A 19363-nucleotide genomic window follows, 5' to 3' on the forward strand; every position below is an offset into this window, starting at 1 on the left:
TTTTTTTATGCTCAAGAAAAAAAGGCGTTGGTTTCCACCAACACCAAAATTTATAGAACCAGTATTGTAGATGAACAATTATCAGAGAACTCAGATTCTATCCGGGAAATTCGAATATGGAAAATTTGATGAAGTTCACATGTCAATGCCATACTTTTCCCATAATTTTTTCTTATAATAAAATTGTCCAAAGGATAAGACCAACAGAAAATCCCTTCAGGACAAGATGTTTTTCCCCTCTCAACCTTAATAATAATCAGGTGATCAAGGCTCCCCTCCTTGGTTGCCGGAGAAAGCCCGCCTTCCCCTGGCGGGTTTTCTTTTCCTGCAAGGAAGACGGCGGTATAATGAAGAAAAGGAGAGCGACGGATTCCTTCGTTAATGGCATCAGGATCCGCCGGATATAGAATTATGGAAGCAAAATTTTATACTTATGAAGAATTTCCTGCCTCTGAACTCACCACGCCGCACATGACAGAGATTGAAATTGATCTTCATCAACGAAGCGTCCACGCTTTGCCGCTTCAGGAATATGCCAGGGCAAAAGATCGGGGACTCCACATCCGGTTCTTACAGCCGTCATTTGTCGCTGAGGAAATGATAGAAGGGCAGCGCTTTCCCATTCTTCTGTTTATCCAGGGTTCAGGTTGGCGTTGGCAGAATGTGGAATCCAACATTTGCAGTCTGGGAAAGATTGCCGTCCACGGCTTTATCGTGGCGATGATCGAATATCGCGGCAGCGAATGCGAGCCTTTCCCCGCGCAGCTGATGGATGTCAAACGAGCGATTCAATATGTCCGCGCGCAGGCGCCAGGCCTTCACGGCGATCCCGATCAGCTGATTTTATGGGGCGGTTCCTCGGGCGGACATTTAGCGGCCCTGACGGCAGTCAGCGAGGCTGCCGGGGCGTTTCCCCTGGAAAACGGCGAAGCGTTTCTGCCCGCAATGAAAGGCGTGATCGACTTCTACGGTCCGGTCAATCTGCTCAGCATGGCGGATCAACTGTCAGCCAGGGAACATGCCGGCGCGGATTCCATTGCCGGAAAGCTGCTGGGCGGGATTGCGGTTAAAGACCATCCGCAGAAGGCCCGTCAGGCCTCCGTCACAACCTATATCGGCAAGGCTCCGCTGCCGCCGTTTCTGATTGTCCACGGCGATAAAGACCGCAATGTACCCATGGCGCAGAGTGTGGAATTGATGGAAGCCTTATTGAAGGAGGGACACGAGGCTGACTTTATCAAAGTGAAGAATGCCGATCACGGCGGCGCCGGAATCTGGAACGATGTGATACTGGATCGCTGCCTGGATAAAATCCAGCTGTGGCTGAATAGAGGATAAGCCTTAAGAAATTCTTCAGGAAGTTCACGGAACCTTCACCTGCTTTTGATTCTTATCCCATAATCTTGCCCTATAATACAAGCATACAAGGAAGGAGGCATCCAAGTTAAACTTCATCAGAAAAAAGCATAAAGATAAAATTCCCTTTACAAAATAAATATTTTCCCCTCTTATTCATAAAAATAATATGCGGAGGCGGGCTTCCCCTCCCGCCTTCCGAAGAATCCTGTTCCCTCCCCTGAACAGGATTTTTTCTATTATAACAACGGGCTTTAGAATAGGAACCAAATAACCAGACGGGCGTAAAGCTGAAAATGATCAAATTCATCATTTCTTCACACAAACTCCATTTTATCACCACATCGGTTTTCTATACTGAAATACAGAAAGGAGGATCGCAAAAGTTTATAAACGCTTTAAACATTTTTCCTCTTCTTAAATTTAAAAAATAATTGAGGACAGGCGCTAATCCCTGAGCGGCTGTTCTCACGCAGTCTGCCGAATCCCTGCGGCGGACCTTGCGGGACAAAGAGTTCTGTATTCCCTGACAGAGCTCTTTTCTTTCGAATTGCTTATCAGAATATCGGAAAACGGGAAGATTCGAGATTTATGGGAAAATTCAGTCAGAATTCTGCCGTTTCCTGATTCAGAATGTGCTAAAATAAATTCATGAGAAAGGGGCTTTTTTATGATTTATACATGTACGTTGAATCCGTCGCTGGACTACTATATGGAATTCGATAAAGTCGAGCTGGGGAAAACCAACCGCAGTTCGCTGGAATACTACGAGGCCGGAGGCAAGGGCATCAATGTTTCTATCGTTTTAAATAATCTGATGATTCCGTCCCGGGCGCTGGGCTTTGTCGGCGGCTTTACTAAGGATTTCTTCATCAGCCTGCTTCAGAAATATGAGTATATCGAACCGGTGTTCACCTTCATTGAAGGCCATACCCGGATTAACGTGAAAGTCAAAGGCGATCTGTTGGAAACGGAGCTGAACGCCAAAGGTCCGAGCATTACCGAAGAAGATATGCGGATGATGTTAAGACGGGTGGAACGGCTTAACCGCAGCGATATTTTTGTGCTGTCGGGCAACTGTCCGGATAATCTGGTTGATCTGACGGAAAAAATGATTCAGCTGTGCATTGAAAACGACGTGAAGTTTGTCCTTGACGTCAATCATGAGCTGCTTCTGCGGTTGTTGAAATACAAGCCGTTTCTGGTCCGGCCGAATATCGAGGATCTGGAAACGATGTTTGACGAGGTGATTGCCGATCAGAAACAGCTGATCCATGCCGGACGGCAGTGCGCAAAGCTGGGCGCGGAGAACGTCATCTTGATGATGGGGAAGGACGGCTCGCTGCTGATCAATCAGGACGGTGTATACCATGCCAATTCGATTGACGCTGAGGTTGTCAATTCCGTCGGCGCGGCCGACAGTATGATCGCCGGCTTCGTGATGAATTACCTGCGTTCCCGCGATATTATTACAACCTTTAAATATGCGAACTGCTGCGGCATCGCGACCGCCTTTTCCAAAGGCATGGCGACGCGTGAAAAAATTGAAAGCCTCTATGACGAAATTATCGTCACAAAGATTGACGAAAACGAAGAGGCTTGATATCATAGACCAAGATGATGCGAGGTGAGAGGATGTACAGAAAATAAGACGAAGAAAATTGAATTTCTGAAATCTTGTTTTTTGTCGTTCTCTTTTTTTACCGTTTACCGCTTCCTAAGGAGGTGGTGCGGATGTTAACTGTAAATCAACTTACAATTAAGACCCTCAAAGATAGAATTCTGATCGATCATTTAAGCTTTACTTGCGTCGCAGGCGATAAACTGGCGGTGATCGGTGAAGAGGGGAATGGCAAAAGCACGTTGTTTAAAGCAATTTACAATCCAGACTTGATTTCAGAATATACCGTGATGGAAGGGACGATTGACCGCCGCGGGGCGGTGATCGGCTATCTTCCTCAGGCGCTGGACGCACGGTGGCATGAAACGTCAGGCCTGGATTTTTGTATGAGCGAAGCCCCTTCGGAAATTCCCGATTATGAGAAGATCGGCGAGCTGTACGTGCGGCTGGAAGACGTCGGGGCCAGCGCTGATTTGCTGGAAAGAAAAATGGGTCAGCTGAGCGGTGGGGAAAAGGTCAAGCTGCAGCTGGTCAAACTGATGTTAAACGAACCAGATCTGATTTTAATGGACGAGCCGACCAACGATCTCGATCTGGAAACGCTGGCAATTTTAGAACGCTTTATTTTGGACAGCCCGGCCGGCATTCTGTTTGTTTCCCATGATGAAACGCTATTGGAACATTGCGCCAACGGCATTCTGCATCTGGAACAGATCGTCCGCAAGACCCAGGCCCGGCATACGTTTGTGCATCTGGGCTATGCTGATTACGTGCGGCAGCGCGAAGCCCTGGCAAACCGGCAGAATCAGCTGTCCGTCAAGGAACATCAGGAATATGCGGCGCAGATGGAGCGTTACCGGCGGCTATACCAAAGCGTCGATCATGCGCTGAATTCCGTCTCCCGGCAACAGCCGCATGCCGCCAAGATGCTCAAGCGCAAGATGCGGTCGGTTAAGGCGTTAGGAGAACGGCTGGAAGACAAACCGCTGACGCATAAGTTTGAAGGTGAGGAACAGATTGAATTGTTTTTTGATCCGGAAGTCAGGATTGCCAATTCCCGCAAACAGATTCTGGATTTCCATCAGCCGCAGCTCTGGGCAGGGATGCATCTTTGCGCGAAGGATATCAACCTTCAGATTGTCGGGCCGCAGAAGGTCGCAATTATCGGACCCAACGGCTGTGGGAAAACGACGCTGCTGCGGCTGATCTGGAAACAGCTGAAGGATCGGAGAGATTTGCGTGTCGGCTACATGCCGCAGAATTACGAGGAACAGCTGCCGATGGATAGAAATCCGGTTGACTTTTTAAGCGAAGGTCAGGATCAGGCATTCCGCACGCGGATTCAGAATCATTTAGGTTCCCTGAAATTTACGCCGGAGGAGATGCGGCAGCCGATGGGGACTTTCTCCAGCGGCCAGAAAGCCAAGATCCTGTTGGTGAAGCTGGTTGTCGATCACAACGACGTGCTGCTTCTGGACGAGCCGACGCGGAATTGTTCGCCGTTATCCGCCGGCCAGATCCGCGCACAGCTGGCGTCGTTTCCCGGCTGCATCCTCGCCGTCAGTCATGACCGCCGCTTTTTAGCCGAGGTGACGGAGCGGATTCTGCGATTGACGCCGCAGGGGCTGGAAGAAGATTCAACGATTGAATTCTAGCCAAACGGGCGATTTTGATTTATACTAATACTGTTATGGCAAGGAGGCAGAATATGAAAAAACAGATCCTGAAAGGTTTAGTTCTGTTAGGCTGCTGCCTGTTGGCGCTTGGTGCCTGCAGTCAGAAGGATAATACGCCGGTGCATTATTTAGACGATTTGAAGATGGTGGACGTCGATATGAGCGGATATCAGGGCTTCAATGTGGCCGAGCATCAGTTCAAGCGGGTAACGCTCAAGGAAGCCAACCGTATTTATAAAGAAGGCGGAAGCGGTATCCTGTATTATGGGTATACAAGCTGCGCCTGGTGTACGCAGGCGGTCCCGGTAATGAACGAGGTTGCCAAAGAACTGGGCCTGACGATTTATTACGTCGATATGGGCACGGACGACGGCAACACGGAGGAAAGCTACAACGAATTTATTGATCTGGTGAAGGATTTTCTGAAAACGGACGATGATGGTGAGCCGGCATTGTATGTACCGCAGGTCTTTGTCGTGAAAAACGGAAAGATTGTGGGCGATCATCTGAGCACCGTCGATTCGTTCAGCCCGAGCCAGGGCAACATGACCGACAGCCAGAAAAAAGAGCTGAAGGGCATCTATAAAAAAATGTTTGAAAAACTGAAATAGGATCTTCGCGATCCTTTTCTTTTTTATTCGTTTTTTCTTTACGCCTGAGGTTGAGCGAAAGTAAGCGCTTGTGAAAACAACATTCAGGAAGACGTAAGAAAAACTTAAAGAAAAGCGCATAAAAATTGGGTATAATACGGTCGATGTCAGGAGTGTGATCACAATGAAACGCAGACAAAAACGCAATATGATGCTTTTGGGATTGATCCTGGCCCTTCATCTGCTTTATATTCTGGCGGGCCTGGGCTTGCGGAAAGCCGGGATTCAGCTTCATTTACGATGGTTGTTCTGGAATCTGGGGCTGGCGTTCATGCCGATAGCGCTGGCGGTGCCGGCTTATCTGCTGACCAGCTGGCGCAGACACTGGGGGCCGTTTTCTCTGACGCTGGCATTAGGCTGGCTGTTGTTTCTGCCCAACGCCTGTTACATGGTCACGGATCTGATCCATCTTCAAGGCTCGCAGCTGATTGGCGGCAACGGCGTTTATCTGCAAAGTTTAACGGGCTGGGTTCGCTTGATTTATATTGTCGGCGGAATTTTGATGGCGTTAGTCGACGGTCTGTTTTCCACATCGTTGATCCATCAGAGCGTCAAATGGCGCAAAAATAAAGTGTTTAACTTCTGCTGGATGAGCGTGATCAGTCTGTTATGTGGTTATGGCGTCTACATCGGCCGGTTTCTGCGGCTGAATACCTGGGATGTGCTGCAGCCGAAGGTCTTGTTAGCGACATTGCTGCAGAACATTGATAAATTTACCGTGCTGTTTTCCTTTATGTTGGCGGCGTTCTATTTTGCGGCCTATCTGATCTTTGATAAACTGATGCGCTCGGAACCGCATGCCTGATCAAAAGATCAGGTTTTTTTATACGCTTTTCAGAGGAGTGTCGAAAAGTGTTCGACACTGTGAACCGGTGGGAAACTACGCGAAAGCAGGGAACAGGAATTAACGGCCGGACCGCTTCAATATTTGATTTTCCGGGGAAAAAAGAGCAGAAAAAACGCATGGAGACTTGGATGAACCGCAGGAATTCTGAATAAAAATGAATTTATTTTTAGAAACAGGCGTGAATGGCACGCTTCATGCTTGTATCAATAAAAAGGAGTGAGTTTCATGAAGTTTGCGAGTTTGTTTCAGCCGTTAAAAATCAATTCCCTGATGATTGCCAACCGGATCATTTCCGCGCCGATGAACGAGGCGCTCAATGACAAACGCGTCCGCTGCGGAGCAGCGATTCTGATTGCGGGCTGCGGTGGAGTAAATCTGCCCAACGCCTGGTTTGATTCGGAGTATCTGTTTTCCAAAGCCCAGATTCAGAAAACGCGCCAATGGCTGAACTTTATGCGGCAGGGGGGATCAGCGGTGTCGCTGGAGGTCATGCATATGGGCGGCGTTGGACGCGGAGCGCATCCAGAAGATGTGCTGTGGGGATCGACAGATGGAATTAACGCCTATGGCAATCGGGTGAAGGCCATGACGCCGGCAGAGATGGATCAGACGGCGGCCGCATTCGCGCAAACCTGCCGCGACGCTAAAGAATTGGGCTTCGATATGGTCATGCTTCATTTTGCGCATGGCTGGCTGCCGGCACAGTTTCTTTCACCGGCGCTGAATCATCGGACGGACAGCTATGGCGGATGTCTTGAAAATCGGATGACGTTTCCGCTGGCGATAATCAAGGCAGTGCGCGAAGCAGTCGGCCCGGATTATCCGGTGGATCTTCGGATCAGCGCGAAGGAATGGATCGAGGGGGGAATCGGACTGGATGAGGTGCTGACCTTTCTGAAGCAGGCCGAGCCGTATCTGGATATGGTCAATGTGTCAGCCGGACAGGATATGGACAAACAAGGCAACATCCACATGGCGACGTCTGCGCTGGAGCCGCATGGCGTCAACCGCCAGCTGGCCCGCGCAATTAAGCAGACACTTGCGATCCCGGTTGCGGTAGTCGGGGCGATCATGACGCCGCAGGAAGCTGCCGCGGTGATTGAGGAACAGGACGCCGATCTTGTGGTTCTGGGACGGTCATTGCTGGCGGACGAAGACTGGATTCACAAAGCGGAAGTGGGGCGGGAAGCGGATATCGTGCCCTGCCTGCGCTGCGGCAGCTGCATGCATTGGACGACCGACCGGCGCGATCATGGCTGTTCCGTGAATCCCGCCTATATGAACGGCAGCTGGATGTCCATGGAACAGCCGTCGGTTAAAAGACGCAGGCATGTCGTCGTGATCGGCGGCGGTCCGGCCGGGATGAAGGCGGCGCTGACGGCGGCGCAGCGGGGACATCAGGTCACGCTGCTGGAACAGAAGTCCTGTCTGGGCGGCGCGCTGACTGTTCTGGATCAGGCAAAATATAAAATGGATCTGCGGCGCTACCGGGATTATCTGATAGAACAAGTCGGGAAGTCAGAGGTAAACGTCAGGCTGAATACGAAGGCGACCCCGGAAAGCGTCCAAGCCCTGAACCCCGATCATTTAATTCTGGCACTGGGCGGGGAGCCGGTAATTCCGCCGATTCCCGGGATTGAGCGGGGGCTGACGCCTGCACAGGCGTATACAAGTCCGCTTCCTGAAGGAAAATCCGTAGTGATTTTAGGCGGCGGGGCGATCGGCTGCGAGCTGGCGCTGAAGTTTGCGGAGGCTGGATGCCCGGTTGCCCTGATCGAACAGGGAAGTCAGCTTCACCGCGGGGAAAATCAGCTTGTCGGTTTAGCGCTGGACGAGCATATAAGCCGTTGTGACAATCTGACGATCCATCGGGAAACCCGCTGCTTGCAGGTAAATCCGGATCATGTTGTTGTGGAAAAAGCCGGCGTGCGCCTGACGATTCCAGCCGGGGTGCTGATCGTCTGCACGGGCATTCAACCGTTAAGCGAGGAAGCTGACCGCTTTTATGGAATTACGTGTCATACCTGGAAAATCGGCGACGTGAAACGTCCGGGAAACATCAAGACTGCGACATTGGAGGGCTGGATTGCGGGCAGTCAGGACTAAGCCGCGGATATCCCGGCTTTCCTTTCCGATCCGGCCTTTTTGGCAGAATCCTGGCGTTGCTTCAGATAGAAAAATGGTCTGAATTTTATTCTGGCAGAAAAACCTGCGCGGGCAGGTTTTTTTTGTGCTTTTGAGGCAATAAGTTAAGGCAGACAGGAAATGCAAATGAAGTCAGGTTTGAAATTTTTAGTTTCCTGAAGAGCAGCGTCTGAGGAAATAATCATTCCGCGATGATATTGACAGGGAATGATATTATATCTATAATAGATATATCTTAAATGGATATATCGTGAATAGACTGTGAGGAATAGGAATGCCAAAACAAGATACCTTTGAAACAGAACAGCTGACCGACGCGGCGTTTTACATCTTATTAGCGCTGATCGAACCGCTGCATGGCTATGCGATTATGAAGTATATTGAACAGATGACAGGGGTTCCGGGAATGATCGGGCCCGGCACGTTGTATACGCTGCTTAAAAAGATGTGCGTCAACGAGCTGATCGCGCAGACAGCCGCAAAGGAAGGAAAGAAGTCCTATGTGCTGACCGATAAAGGAAAGACCTTATTGCGTCATGAATTGACCCGGCGGGAAACGATTGTTGCGGCGGCCCGGAAAAGAATGCAGGAGAAAGGAATGTAACTGATGAAGAAGAAAATCATATTAGCTCAGGGGCTTGTATTTGAGGAAGAGCAGGAAAAGCTGCGGCTGCAGAAGCTGGCGCAGGAAGGCTGGCTGTTTGAGAAGGCAGCCTGGGGTGGTTTATGCTGGGTGTTGGTTCAGGGTGAACCGCAGTTCAGACAGTATGAATTTGATTACCTGCCTTCTGATCCGGCTGAACGGCAGGAATATCTGGCATGGATGGAAGCTTCCGGCTGGCATCCGGCGTTTCGCCAGGATTCGATTGTCTTGTTCTGGACGGACGAAAAGCGGGCGCCGATTCATACGGATGCGGCGACAAAATTGGAATCCTATGCGCCGATCGCCCGGCAGATGAGCAGGATCAGTCTGATTCTGGGCGGCTTGCTGATCGGACTTTTGTTCTCCGGACTTCGAGGGAATGGGATCGCGCTGATCTTTGTAATCGGACTGATCGGTTTTATGATGACGATGTTGTGCGCTTCAGGCTATCGGGTTCGGATACAGCTGCTGAAACGTCAGGCGTCGCTGCAGGAGAAGCTTGACGACCGGCTGCGGAAACAGATTATTACCCGGACGGCTTTCGCACATTTGCTTCTGCTTTTATCGGCGCTGTATCTGGTGATGATCGCCTGTGCGCGCAAGCCGATGCCAGCTGGACTGTGGATTCTGATGATGCTGCAGGCCGGCGCCGGACTGGGGCTGAAACTGATCTGCTGGAAACAAAAAAAGAATCTCGGCTGATCTGGAAAAGCGTCTTTGATTTTAAAAGTAAAGCGATAATTCAATCATGGACTGGAAAAGAAAGCGAAACCCCTTGACCCGTCCCTGGCGTCCGGGCGTAAGTTAGAGGTAAGGAGGATGGCAATAGAAAATGTCAGGGATTTGTAATAAATAAAATAAGAAAAATATGATAAAATAAGAAACATAAAAATGGGAGGGCGATTTCAATGATTGAAGTCTATCACGTAACAAAAAAGTACGGTTCGTTTAAAGCGGTTGACGATCTGTCGCTGACGGCGCACAACGGCCGGATTACGATTCTTCTGGGCCCCAATGGGGCAGGTAAATCCACGACGATTAAAAGTATCGCAGGTCTGCTTAAATTTGACGGTAAAATTCTGATCGACGGTTTTCCGAATTCGTCGATTGATGCGAAACGGCGCTTCGGCTACATTCCGGAAACGCCGGTGCTGTACGAGCAGCTGACGATTCGGGAACATATCCAGTTTATCAGCCGGGCTTATCAGGCCGAAGCGGGAGAAGCTCGGGCACAGGCGCTGCTGGAACGGCTGGAGCTGGCGGACAAGGCGAAAAAAACGGCCCGCGAATTATCCAAAGGGATGTCGCAGAAGCTGTCAATGGTGTTGGCGTTATTGGCGGATCCGGATTCGATCCTGATCGACGAACCGATGATCGGACTCGATCCGGCGGCGATCGAAACGGTGCTGCAGCTGCTGAAAGAGCTGCGCGGCGCAGGCAAAAGCATTCTGATTTCCACGCATATCATCGACATGTTCGAGTCGCTGTGGGATGACGCGTATATTCTGCATCATGGAAAAATTGTGCGGGAAGTCCGGCGCGAGGATCTGGGCGATCAGTCGCTGAAGGAAATCTTCTTTGCCTGCACGCAGGGAGAACAGGGATGAACGCGCTCAGCTATCTGTTTTTTGTCAAGCTCAAAGCGCAGCTCCGCCGGCTGTTTTCCAAGCCTGTTTCAGCGATCGTAACGCTGTTCGTCCTGGCTTTCTTCGGTTTTTCCATTTATTCGGCAGTGTCAAACCGGGAAATGATGTCGGCGATGATGAACGTCCAGTCGGTGCAGGGGTGGATGATGTTGTTTTGCGGTTATGTGCTGTTTTTAATGACGGTTATGATCTTGCAGAAACGCTCTGCGATCGTGACGCGCGATGATGCTCAGTTTATTTTCGCAGGCCCGTTTACGCGAAAACAGACGCTGGCTTACTTATTGATTGAAACGGTCGAAGGCAGTCTGATCTATGCGCTGATCGCCGTGGCGTATATCTTAATGATGATGAGCTCCACTGTGATTCTGACCGTTCCGCTAGTGCTTTCGTTAATCCTGAGCAGCCTGTTGATGTTTTACTTTGCGTTTGCCTTATTTACCTGGTTTTATTTTCTGGAATTGGTGAAGCCGCAGGCGAAGTGGATAAAATATGGATTTCTGGCGGTGCTGCTGGGGTTTATCGGTCTGATCGCCATCCGCAACGTCGGTGTTGACGGCGGAATTCAGAGTACGATCACCCGGTTTGTAGCCGATCCGTTGTTTAACTGGGTACCGGTGTTCGGCTGGTGCAAAATGGCGTTAATCGGTCTGGTGAGCCAGGATATGACGGCCTGTCTGATCGGGTTTGCGGCGACGCTGCTTGTCTGCGCCGGGATTACCGCGCTGATTCTGAACGTTAAGGGTGATTTCTACGAACAGGCGATCATGGATGCGGAATGGATCAGCGAGCTGCGGCAGAATGCCCGCGCACGGCGCGCCCAGAGCCAAACCCACGAAAAGGTTGTTTCAGTGAAGCAGGCGCGCTTTGGCAGCGGAGCGGCGGCGCTGGTTTCCAAGAATCTTCTGATCCTGCGCAAGACGCGGCGGTTGCTATCGCTGCAGGAAGTGCTGCTGATCGTGATTTATCTGGGGATTGTCTGGATGAATGGACAAGGATTCGGTTTTTATCAGTTCTTCGTTCTGATCGTCCTGTTCACCAGTGCGACGACCGACCGGATCGCCCAGGATTTGCGGGTGTTCTATTTATATCTGATCCCGGACCGGCCGATGAAAAAGCTGGCGGCCCTGATGGTACCCTCGATGCTGCACATTGTGGCGGTGGTGTTCGCTTCGTTGGTTCTCTGTCCGTTTGTGCTGGGCAGCAGCTGGGCGGAACTCGTGCCGGCGGCGTTGATGATGACCGGTTTTGGGTGGCTGTTTCTCAGTGCCTCGCTGGTTTGTCTGCGCTTGATGAAAAGCCGCTCGACGCCGCTTATGGAACAGATGATCAAGATGGTTTTCTGTCTGATTCTGGCGATTCCTTACGGCATCACGGTCGTAACGCTGGTGATGATTCCGGGAGTGCCGGCGTTTATGATTCAGCTGGCGGGGCTGATTGTCAACGGTGTGATCGGACTGGCCTGTCTGGCGCTGGCGACGCCGTTGTTGTCCGGCAACAACCTGATGGCGGATTAAGCAAGCTTGGCGGCAGGGGGAGGAAGTCCAGCCTGATGACTGAGTGAAGAATCAAAAAAACAACGTCTGCGGAAAAGGATTCACGGGAATTCTTCCAGACGTTGTTTTATTTTGAACAGAATTGCCAAAAAGAATAAACGGATCGTCCGGCCTGAACCGCAGCCAGCCAATGTTAAAGCCGCAGATCAAAGTTCCTGGTTTCGTGTTTATCCGTTTTTCGGCCTGGCGCTTGCCGGGGGTTGGGACGAGGGTGAAGCTTGCGGAGTATTGGCGGGCTGAGGCGAAGTCTGGGGAGAAGCGGACGGCGTGACTTTCGAATTTGCCGGCGGTCCGTCCAGTGGATTGACAAAGCTGTCGATTTTCCAGACGCCCTGCTGCTTCACGAGAATAAACTCACTCGTTTCCTCAACTATCTGATCCTGAACCTGCCAGCTTGTCTTTGCGTCGAAGATCAGCTGTTCGTCATCCGCATCCTGCAGCGTGAATTCCGTTTTACGATATTGCCACGAAGCGGCAGCGGTATTGGCAACCCAGCGGGTCTGGCCGCCTTCGGTAACGATCCGCTTCCCAAAAGCGGAAGCTTCCATGGCCTGTCGGCCCGCGGCGGTGAAGAAGAAATCCATGATCTGCGCATAATTTACAATAGCAGTCTGCTGCTCGGCGTCGGCCGTGTCGAGGATGAAATAATTGGAGGATCCCTGGCACAGCTCTAAAATCAATTCCAGGCAAGCCTGTGCTTTTTCCACCGGATCGTCGCTGACTTTCACCTCAAGCGTGATTTCAACGGCATTGCCGGAGGAATCCTGAAACCGGGCCGGCAGGGAATACGTTCCCGGCACAGCATAATCAACGTCGCTGATCAGCCAGCGGAAGTTTTTGGCGAGCGTGGATTCACGGTTGAAATTATCACGCAGCTGAATCCCGGCGGTCTTCGCCGTCAGTTCGGGCGTTTCTCCCGCTAAAAAGACCGGCGGCTGTACAGGCAGCACACAGGTTGGCGCGGTGTGATCGACGGTGGTGACCTTCAGGGTTTTCACGTCGTAATAACCGTTTTTATCCACGGCTTTGACCTTGATATAGGAAGTCCCGAGCAGGGCATTGTTGGCGTTGTTCAGAAAGACGACGTTTTCCTGAGGCAGTTCGTTGCCCTGACTGTCGACAGCCTTGAAATAAGCGCGCAGCACATCTTCTGAAAAATCAGGCTGATTGACCTCGATGACGGCGTCTTCTAAAATCGTAATCTGCGGCGGGCCGGGATTTTCAACCCGCTTGGCGCAGCCGCTCAGAAGCAGGACACATAAAGTCAGCACCCCTGTTTTCTTCAGCATGTTTGAAAGCCTCCTTTCGCGTTTTGTATTTCTCCATTGATATTAATTTTATTCTATCATATTCTGAACGATGAACTTTCATTGCCGCCAATTCGTAAAAGAATTGAAAGAAATCGCGGAATGGATCGAAACTTGTCGGGACTTCTTCCAGGCAAAGGCATTGTCACTTTTTCCTGATTCTGGTAAACTGATGATAAGAAGGTGAAACCATGCAGGAAATCACAATGTTTATTTTAAAAAATTGCCCGTATTGCCGTCAGGCGCAAAAGGATCTCGACGCTTTGCTTGAAGATCCGCGTTATCGGAATATCCGGATTACAAAGATTGACGAAGGCGAGAATCCGCAGCTGGCGGAGCAATACGATTATTATTATGTCCCGACCTTTTATCTGGGCGCGCAGAAGAAACTGGAAGGCGCATTGACGCGGGCGCAGATTCAGGCGCTGCTGGACGAAGCGGCGACAGGATAGGCGGATGAAGGTTATGGACTGGTTGTTTCGCAGAGAGGTGCTGACGGATCAGGAAATTGATCTGGTCAAGGTTATGGAAATCAAACAAGAGGCGGGACGCGGCGATGTGCCGTCAATCGTTTTTGAGATCCGCGAACATGGGAAGCACACTGCTGTGGGACGCTGCGATCTGCGGATGGGGATGAATGAGGAACTGTATTATGCCGGTCAGATCGGGTATACCGTGTATCCGATGTACCGCGGGCATCATTACGCGCTCAAAGCCTGCCGGCTGTTGTTTCAGCTGGCGAAGCAGAAATACGGCATGGATTCGCTGATCATCACCTGCAATCCGGACAATCTGCCCTCACGGCGGACGCTGGAAGAGCTGGGCGGGGAATTAAAAGCGATTGTCGATGTGCCGAAGGCGCATTATCTGTATCAGTATGGCGACGTTCAGAAATGTATTTTTGAATATCACCTGTAACCGGCGCTGCCGGTTCTTTTCATATCATCCTGCTTGTTCGCTTTGTGAAGCTGAAGCAGAATGGACGCCAGGCCGCCACACTTTAGTCCAGGCAGGTTTTCCAAGCTTTTTCAACGCTTGTTTTCAAGCGGATCTTAAGAAAGTCTTTCGTGCAAAGTAGCGCGGATTTCGCTATAATAGGACGTATTGAGGGGTGAAAGCATGCCGGATTTTAATCTCCATACTCATACCGCCCGCTGCCATCACGCCGTTGGCACGGATGAAGCGTATGTTCAGGCGGCGATCAAAGCCGGATTGAAGGTTTTAGGCTTCAGCGATCATTGTCCCTTTGCTTGTTTAAGGGATCAGCGCGACCGCATGAACATTGAAGAAAAAGCCGGCTATCTAAACTCAATCGCAAACCTGAAAGAGAAATACCGGAATCAGATTACAATTCTTACCGGTTTTGAGTTTGAATATTTCCCATCGCTGCGTCCGGAGCTGCAAACGCTTCGGGAGGAAACGGACTATATGATCATTGGCAACCACTACCTGACCCCCGGCGGCATGGATTTCTGCGAGGCGGCAGCGGATGAAAGCGTATTGCTTTATGCGCGGCGGATCGCGATGGCGTTAGAGGAAGGTCTGGCGGATTATGTCGCGCATCCGGAATACTTTATGCTGAGCCGCGATCACTGGTCATTGGCATGCGACGAAGCGGCGCAAATTCTCTGCGCGGCGGCAGTGAAGGCCGGGGTACCGTTGGAAATCAATCTCAAGGGTATGAAGCATGGCAAACTGGCCTATCGCGAAGGCTGGCGCTACCCCTATCCATGGGCGCGGTTCTGGGAGATTGCCGGAAGCTTTGGCTGCACGGCGGTCTACGGGCTGGACGCTCATGCTCCGGAACAGTTTGCGCTGATGCCGCAGCGGATTGCCGAGGTGAAAACGTTTATTGATATAACAGGCGTGCGCGTTTGGGAACAGTGGGATGCGCTGCGTTTGGGAAAGAAGGAAAAGCGATGAAAAAAATATTGAATATCATGGCGAACCGGCTTTTCATCGTGGCCGTTTTAATTCTGCTTCAGCTGGGCTTAATCATCGGCGTGATGGTGAGTTTGTCCGGGTTCAAGCTGGTCAGCGACCTGCTTCGGTTCATCAACTTCTTTTTAATTATTTACATCGTGAATAAACAGGAAAATCCGTCGTATAAACTGGCCTGGATCATTCTGGTGCTCGTCTTCCCGCTGTTCGGCGGGTTGTTTTATCTGATGTTCGGGGGACGGAAAATGCCGAAGGCACTGCGTCGGGAAGCGATGGCGGAAGCGGCCAGGACGCATCCGGTGCTGCCGCGCAATGAAAAAATCCTGACTGAAATTGAGGATCAGAATGAACAGGTCGTCAAGCAGTTCCGGTACGTGCTCAACAACGCTTACTATCCGGTCTATAAGAATACGGAAGCGACCTATTGTCCGACCGGCGAGGTGAAGTTCTGGCACATGCTTCAGGAATTGAAGAAAGCCGAGCGGTATATCTTTCTGGAATATTTCATCATCGACAACGGAATCATGTGGGATTCCATTTTGGAAATCTTGATCGAAAAGGTGAAGCAGGGCGTCGATGTGCGGGTGATGTACGATGACGCCGGCTGCGTTTACACGCTGCCGGCCAATTACCGTAAAATCTTGGAAAAGCTGGGAATCCGCTGCGCCGTGTTCAATCCGTTAAAAGCCCGGCTGGTAATCCAGATGAATAACCGCGATCACCGCAAGATCTGTGTGATCGACGGAAAAATCGGCTTTGTCGGCGGAATCAATCTGGCCGACGAATACATCAATGCGTATGAGAAATACGGCCATTGGAAAGACACGGCGGTGATGCTGAAGGGCGAGGCCGTGTGGAGTCTGACCGTCATGTTCTTGCAGTTCTGGAACTTTGTTTATAAAGACATGGCCCCGAGTAACTACGACGATTACTGGCCGGTCTACAAGCCGGAGGAACAACCGCAGAGCGACGGTTACATCCAGCCGTTTTCCGACAGTCCGACGGACGAGGAAGAAGTCGGGGCGACGATTCATTTCAACATCATCAATCAGGCCCGGCATTACGTCTACATTCATACGCCGTATTTAATCATTGGCTATGAGATGCAGCGGGCTCTGGAAACCGCAGCCAAGGCCGGCGTCGATGTGCGCATCACGGTGCCGCACGTACCGGATAAAAAGCTGGTGTTTATGGTCACGCGCGCCAACTATGAGCCGTTGTTAAAAGCGGGCGTGAAGATTTACGAGTACACGCCGGGCTTTATTCATTCAAAATCCTTTGTCAGCGACGATGAGATCGGGCTGTGCGGCACGACCAACATGGATTACCGCAGCTACTATCTGCATTTTGAGTGCGGGGTGCTGACCTATAAGAGTTCGATCATCAAAGATATGAAGCAGGACTATATCGACACCCTGAAGGATTGCCGCGAAGTCACGCTGAAGGATTGCCGGGATACGCCGGCGGTAGTGCGGCTGGTCCGGGCCATCCTGAATCTGTTCGCACCGATGATGTAGGTGAATCGGCATCGGATGCTGACGGATGGCATGCCGGAAAGAATACTGAAATCCAGAAATGAGCAGAAAGAAGGCGCAGAGAATGAACAGCGTGCAGGTCAGCTTTCATCCCCATACCGAAGCGATTCCCCTGAAGTATGTCGTCATCGTTTTGTTTGACGGTGATCAGGTGCTGTGGGCGCGGCATGCCCGGCGGGCTACCTGGGAAATTCCAGGCGGCCATATTGAACCGGATGAAACTCCGCGTCAGGCGGCTGAACGCGAGCTGTGGGAGGAAACCGGCATCACCAAAGCGGCGCTTCAGCCATGCTGCATTTACACCGTCAGCCAGGATGAGCGGTCCACCAGCGGGATGCTTTATTATGCGACCTCAGGCGAACCGGGACCGCTTCCCGCATTTGAAATGGCGGAAGTCCGCTGGTTCAGCGGGCTGCCCGATGAGTTGACCTATCCTCAGATTCAGCCGCGGTTATGGCGGCAGGCAAAACGGATCAGGGCTGAGGATTTGGCAAAGTCCTTCACCCGTTAGCCCCGCGACGAAGATCACAATATCCATTTCCCGCAAAAACAGGCAGCCCGGTTATCCGGGCTGTTTCTTAAATGAACAGGGAAAACGGCGCATTTCCCAGACGATATGGATCGCACAACAGCTGTGCAGAATCGTTAAATGTCATCTTTTCTACTGATATAAGAACTTTTTTTGCGATCGAAGACAATTAAAGATTTTGTATAATGAACGCAGAAAGATGAGGATTGTGTCAATGAGAAAAAGATTGGTTTTCAGAGTCGACGACGTCGGCTATACGCCAGCCTATGACATGGGTGCGTTTAAGGCATTTGAATGCGGGATTGCGTCCTCCGCGGACGTGATGTTCGATTCGCCGGATACCGTCGCCGCGTTAACCTGGCTGAAAGATAAGCCGTGGCTGTCGATCGGCTGGCATCGGCATCTGTGGGAAAGTCCGATCCTGCCGCCGGAGGAAGTCCCTTCTTTAGTCAATGAAAAAGGCCGGTTTAAATGGGGACACCGGCATCCGGAGTTAATGCGGGAAGCAACCTATGAAGACGCGTATAAGGAATTTAACGCGCAGATGGAGCTGTGTTACCGCATTCTGGGTAAATATCCCGATGTCGCCAGCGTGAAAAACAGCGAGCTGCCGCTTGAAAAAGCATTTAAAGCGGTCGTGGAAAAATACGGAATCGCCTATAATATTTTTTCCTCCGCGCCGGATCATCGCCATCCGACGGAATGTGATCCGAAATATAAGGCATTGCGTTATTATTCTTACGGCCTGGCAACAAACTCCAGCTATAAGCTGGAAGATTTCAAAGATTATCAGCCGCTGGAAAAAATGATGGCGCTGCGGTGGACAGACGCCGAGGAAGTTTTCATGTATGGCTGGCATCCAGGCTATTGCGACGATCACATCATGGAAGAATCGACCTGTAATCTTCATCGATGCAAAGAGCTGCAGGCATGCACGAGCGAGGAATATAAAAACTGGATTATTGAAAACAAAATTGAATTGGTGAATCAGCGCGACGTTCTTTATGGAACAAACGAGTTTCAGGATCATTTGAAAGCGATCGGCAGTCCGCTGTGGATCGGAAATTTTAAATAAATTCCAACACCTGCGCCGCTTTGTCGAAAGCGGTCGGAAAAACAGGCGGAAAGGCTTGCATCTTCATCCTATTTTTGGTATATTGAACATACTTCTTGAGGGAGTAGTTTGCGTGGGGAAACCTGCGTGTCAAATCAACACAATGGCGGTTTGCCGCCTGGTTTGGCTTAATGAACAAGACTCAAGCATAGGCTTTAACGAGCTTATGCCTGGGTCTTTTTTTAGGAAGAAAGAGGGAAATGTATGGATGCAAATGTTATGGATGCGGTCACGTTAGTCATGTTAGCGGTCGGTTTGGCGATGGACGCATTTGCGGTGTCGATCACCGACGGCTTATGTTATGAAAACTTTCACCGCAAAGAAGCGCTGATCACTTCCGGGGCGTTCGGCTTGTTCCAGGGAATCATGCCGCTGATCGGCTATTTCTGCGGCCGGATGTTCAGCGACGCGATCAGCTCGATCGACCATTGGATCGCGCTGATTCTGCTGGGCGTGATCGGGCTGAATATGATTAAAGAAGCGTGGCAGGAAAGCCGGGAATCGGAATGTGAAAACTGCGGGAATAAAACGCTGACGCTGCCGACGATCTTGATGCAGGCAGTTGCCACCAGTATCGACGCTCTGGCAGTGGGAATCAGCTTCGCGGTCATTCACGTCAATATTTTTACTGCCTGTCTGTTGATCTGCGGTATCACTTTCGGACTGAGCCTGATCGGTGCGGCAATGGGGAAACGTTTCGGTTCGATGGTCAAAGAAAAAGCCCGGGTGCTGGGCGGTGTGATTTTGATTCTGATCGGGCTGCGGATCTTTGTGGAACACATGTTTTTCTGAAATCTGCG

The 19363-nt window shown here is 50.8% G+C and carries 18 protein-coding genes; 17 read left to right on the top strand and 1 reads right to left on the bottom strand.

The window, feature by feature from the left end:
• Window positions 1–411: 411 nt before the first annotated feature.
• The 10 genes from I2G61_RS12715 (at window position 412) to I2G61_RS12760 (ending at window position 12098) form a co-directional block, all read left to right on the top strand.
• Window positions 412–1338 (top strand): alpha/beta hydrolase, encoded by a 927-nt coding sequence (locus I2G61_RS12715; protein ID WP_072684842.1) that lies wholly within the window; start codon window positions 412–414, stop codon window positions 1336–1338.
• 688 nt (window positions 1339–2026) lie between these two features.
• Window positions 2027–2959: a 1-phosphofructokinase family hexose kinase gene (locus tag I2G61_RS12720; protein ID WP_072684843.1), complete on the top strand. Its 933-nt coding sequence runs from the start codon at window positions 2027–2029 to the stop codon at window positions 2957–2959.
• Between the two features lie 131 nt (window positions 2960–3090).
• Window positions 3091–4632, top strand: coding sequence for an ATP-binding cassette domain-containing protein (locus I2G61_RS12725; RefSeq protein ID WP_072684844.1), 1542 nt, complete (start codon window positions 3091–3093; stop codon window positions 4630–4632).
• A 53-nt stretch (window positions 4633–4685) separates the two neighbouring features.
• Window positions 4686–5264 carry a hypothetical protein gene (locus I2G61_RS12730; protein WP_072684845.1) on the top strand — a complete coding sequence of 193 codons (579 nt, stop codon included), beginning with the start codon at window positions 4686–4688 and terminating at the stop codon, window positions 5262–5264.
• A 163-nt stretch (window positions 5265–5427) separates the two neighbouring features.
• Entirely contained in the window at window positions 5428–6108 is a 681-nt protein-coding gene (locus tag I2G61_RS12735; RefSeq protein WP_072684846.1) for a DUF1361 domain-containing protein, read from the top strand.
• 267 nt (window positions 6109–6375) lie between these two features.
• Window positions 6376–8256 (top strand): FAD-dependent oxidoreductase, encoded by a 1881-nt coding sequence (locus I2G61_RS12740; RefSeq protein WP_072684847.1) that lies wholly within the window; start codon window positions 6376–6378, stop codon window positions 8254–8256.
• 313 nt (window positions 8257–8569) lie between these two features.
• Window positions 8570–8899, top strand: coding sequence for a PadR family transcriptional regulator (locus I2G61_RS12745; RefSeq protein WP_072684848.1), 330 nt, complete (start codon window positions 8570–8572; stop codon window positions 8897–8899).
• 3 nt (window positions 8900–8902) lie between these two features.
• Window positions 8903–9640, top strand: a complete 738-nt coding sequence (locus tag I2G61_RS12750; RefSeq protein WP_072684849.1) for a DUF2812 domain-containing protein — start codon at window positions 8903–8905, stop codon at window positions 9638–9640.
• Between the two features lie 206 nt (window positions 9641–9846).
• The gene (locus I2G61_RS12755) at window positions 9847–10545 is read left to right on the top strand and encodes an ABC transporter ATP-binding protein (protein WP_072684850.1); all 699 of its coding nucleotides are present in this window, start codon (window positions 9847–9849) and stop codon (window positions 10543–10545) included.
• The gene (locus tag I2G61_RS12760) at window positions 10542–12098 is read left to right on the top strand and encodes a putative ABC exporter domain-containing protein (protein WP_072684851.1); all 1557 of its coding nucleotides are present in this window, start codon (window positions 10542–10544) and stop codon (window positions 12096–12098) included. Before I2G61_RS12755 ends, I2G61_RS12760 begins: the two co-directional genes overlap by 4 nt.
• 206 nt (window positions 12099–12304) lie before the next feature.
• Here I2G61_RS12760 and I2G61_RS12765 read toward each other — a convergent pair whose 3' ends face one another.
• Window positions 12305–13426 (bottom strand): hypothetical protein, encoded by a 1122-nt coding sequence (locus tag I2G61_RS12765; protein ID WP_072684852.1) that lies wholly within the window; start codon window positions 13424–13426, stop codon window positions 12305–12307.
• A gap of 209 nt (window positions 13427–13635) precedes the next feature.
• Between I2G61_RS12765 and I2G61_RS12770 the strand changes: the two genes are divergently transcribed.
• The 7 genes from I2G61_RS12770 (at window position 13636) to I2G61_RS12800 (ending at window position 19355) form a co-directional block, all read left to right on the top strand.
• On the top strand, window positions 13636–13896 hold the full coding sequence (locus I2G61_RS12770; protein WP_072684853.1) for a thioredoxin family protein: 261 nt from the start codon (window positions 13636–13638) through the stop codon (window positions 13894–13896).
• A gap of 13 nt (window positions 13897–13909) precedes the next feature.
• A complete protein-coding gene (locus tag I2G61_RS12775) occupies window positions 13910–14362 on the top strand; it encodes a GNAT family N-acetyltransferase (RefSeq protein ID WP_072684854.1) in 453 nt (150 codons plus the stop codon).
• A gap of 201 nt (window positions 14363–14563) precedes the next feature.
• On the top strand, window positions 14564–15367 hold the full coding sequence (locus I2G61_RS12780; protein WP_072684855.1) for a histidinol-phosphatase: 804 nt from the start codon (window positions 14564–14566) through the stop codon (window positions 15365–15367).
• Complete coding sequence (cls, locus tag I2G61_RS12785; RefSeq protein ID WP_072684856.1) at window positions 15364–16902, top strand: cardiolipin synthase; 1539 nt, start codon at window positions 15364–15366, stop codon at window positions 16900–16902. The genes I2G61_RS12780 and cls overlap by 4 nt, the downstream gene beginning before the upstream one ends.
• A gap of 82 nt (window positions 16903–16984) precedes the next feature.
• Window positions 16985–17431, top strand: coding sequence for an NUDIX domain-containing protein (locus I2G61_RS12790; RefSeq protein WP_072684857.1), 447 nt, complete (start codon window positions 16985–16987; stop codon window positions 17429–17431).
• Window positions 17432–17663: 232 nt separating this feature from the next.
• Window positions 17664–18524, top strand: a complete 861-nt coding sequence (locus I2G61_RS12795) for a ChbG/HpnK family deacetylase (RefSeq protein WP_072684858.1) — start codon at window positions 17664–17666, stop codon at window positions 18522–18524.
• 243 nt (window positions 18525–18767) lie between these two features.
• Complete coding sequence (locus I2G61_RS12800; RefSeq protein WP_006061254.1) at window positions 18768–19355, top strand: manganese efflux pump MntP family protein; 588 nt, start codon at window positions 18768–18770, stop codon at window positions 19353–19355.
• Window positions 19356–19363 lie beyond the last annotated feature (8 nt).

It is taken from the genome of Holdemania sp. 1001095H_141210_F2 (assembly GCF_015558105.1).
Lineage (GTDB): Bacteria > Bacillota_I > Bacilli_A > Erysipelotrichales > Erysipelotrichaceae > Holdemania.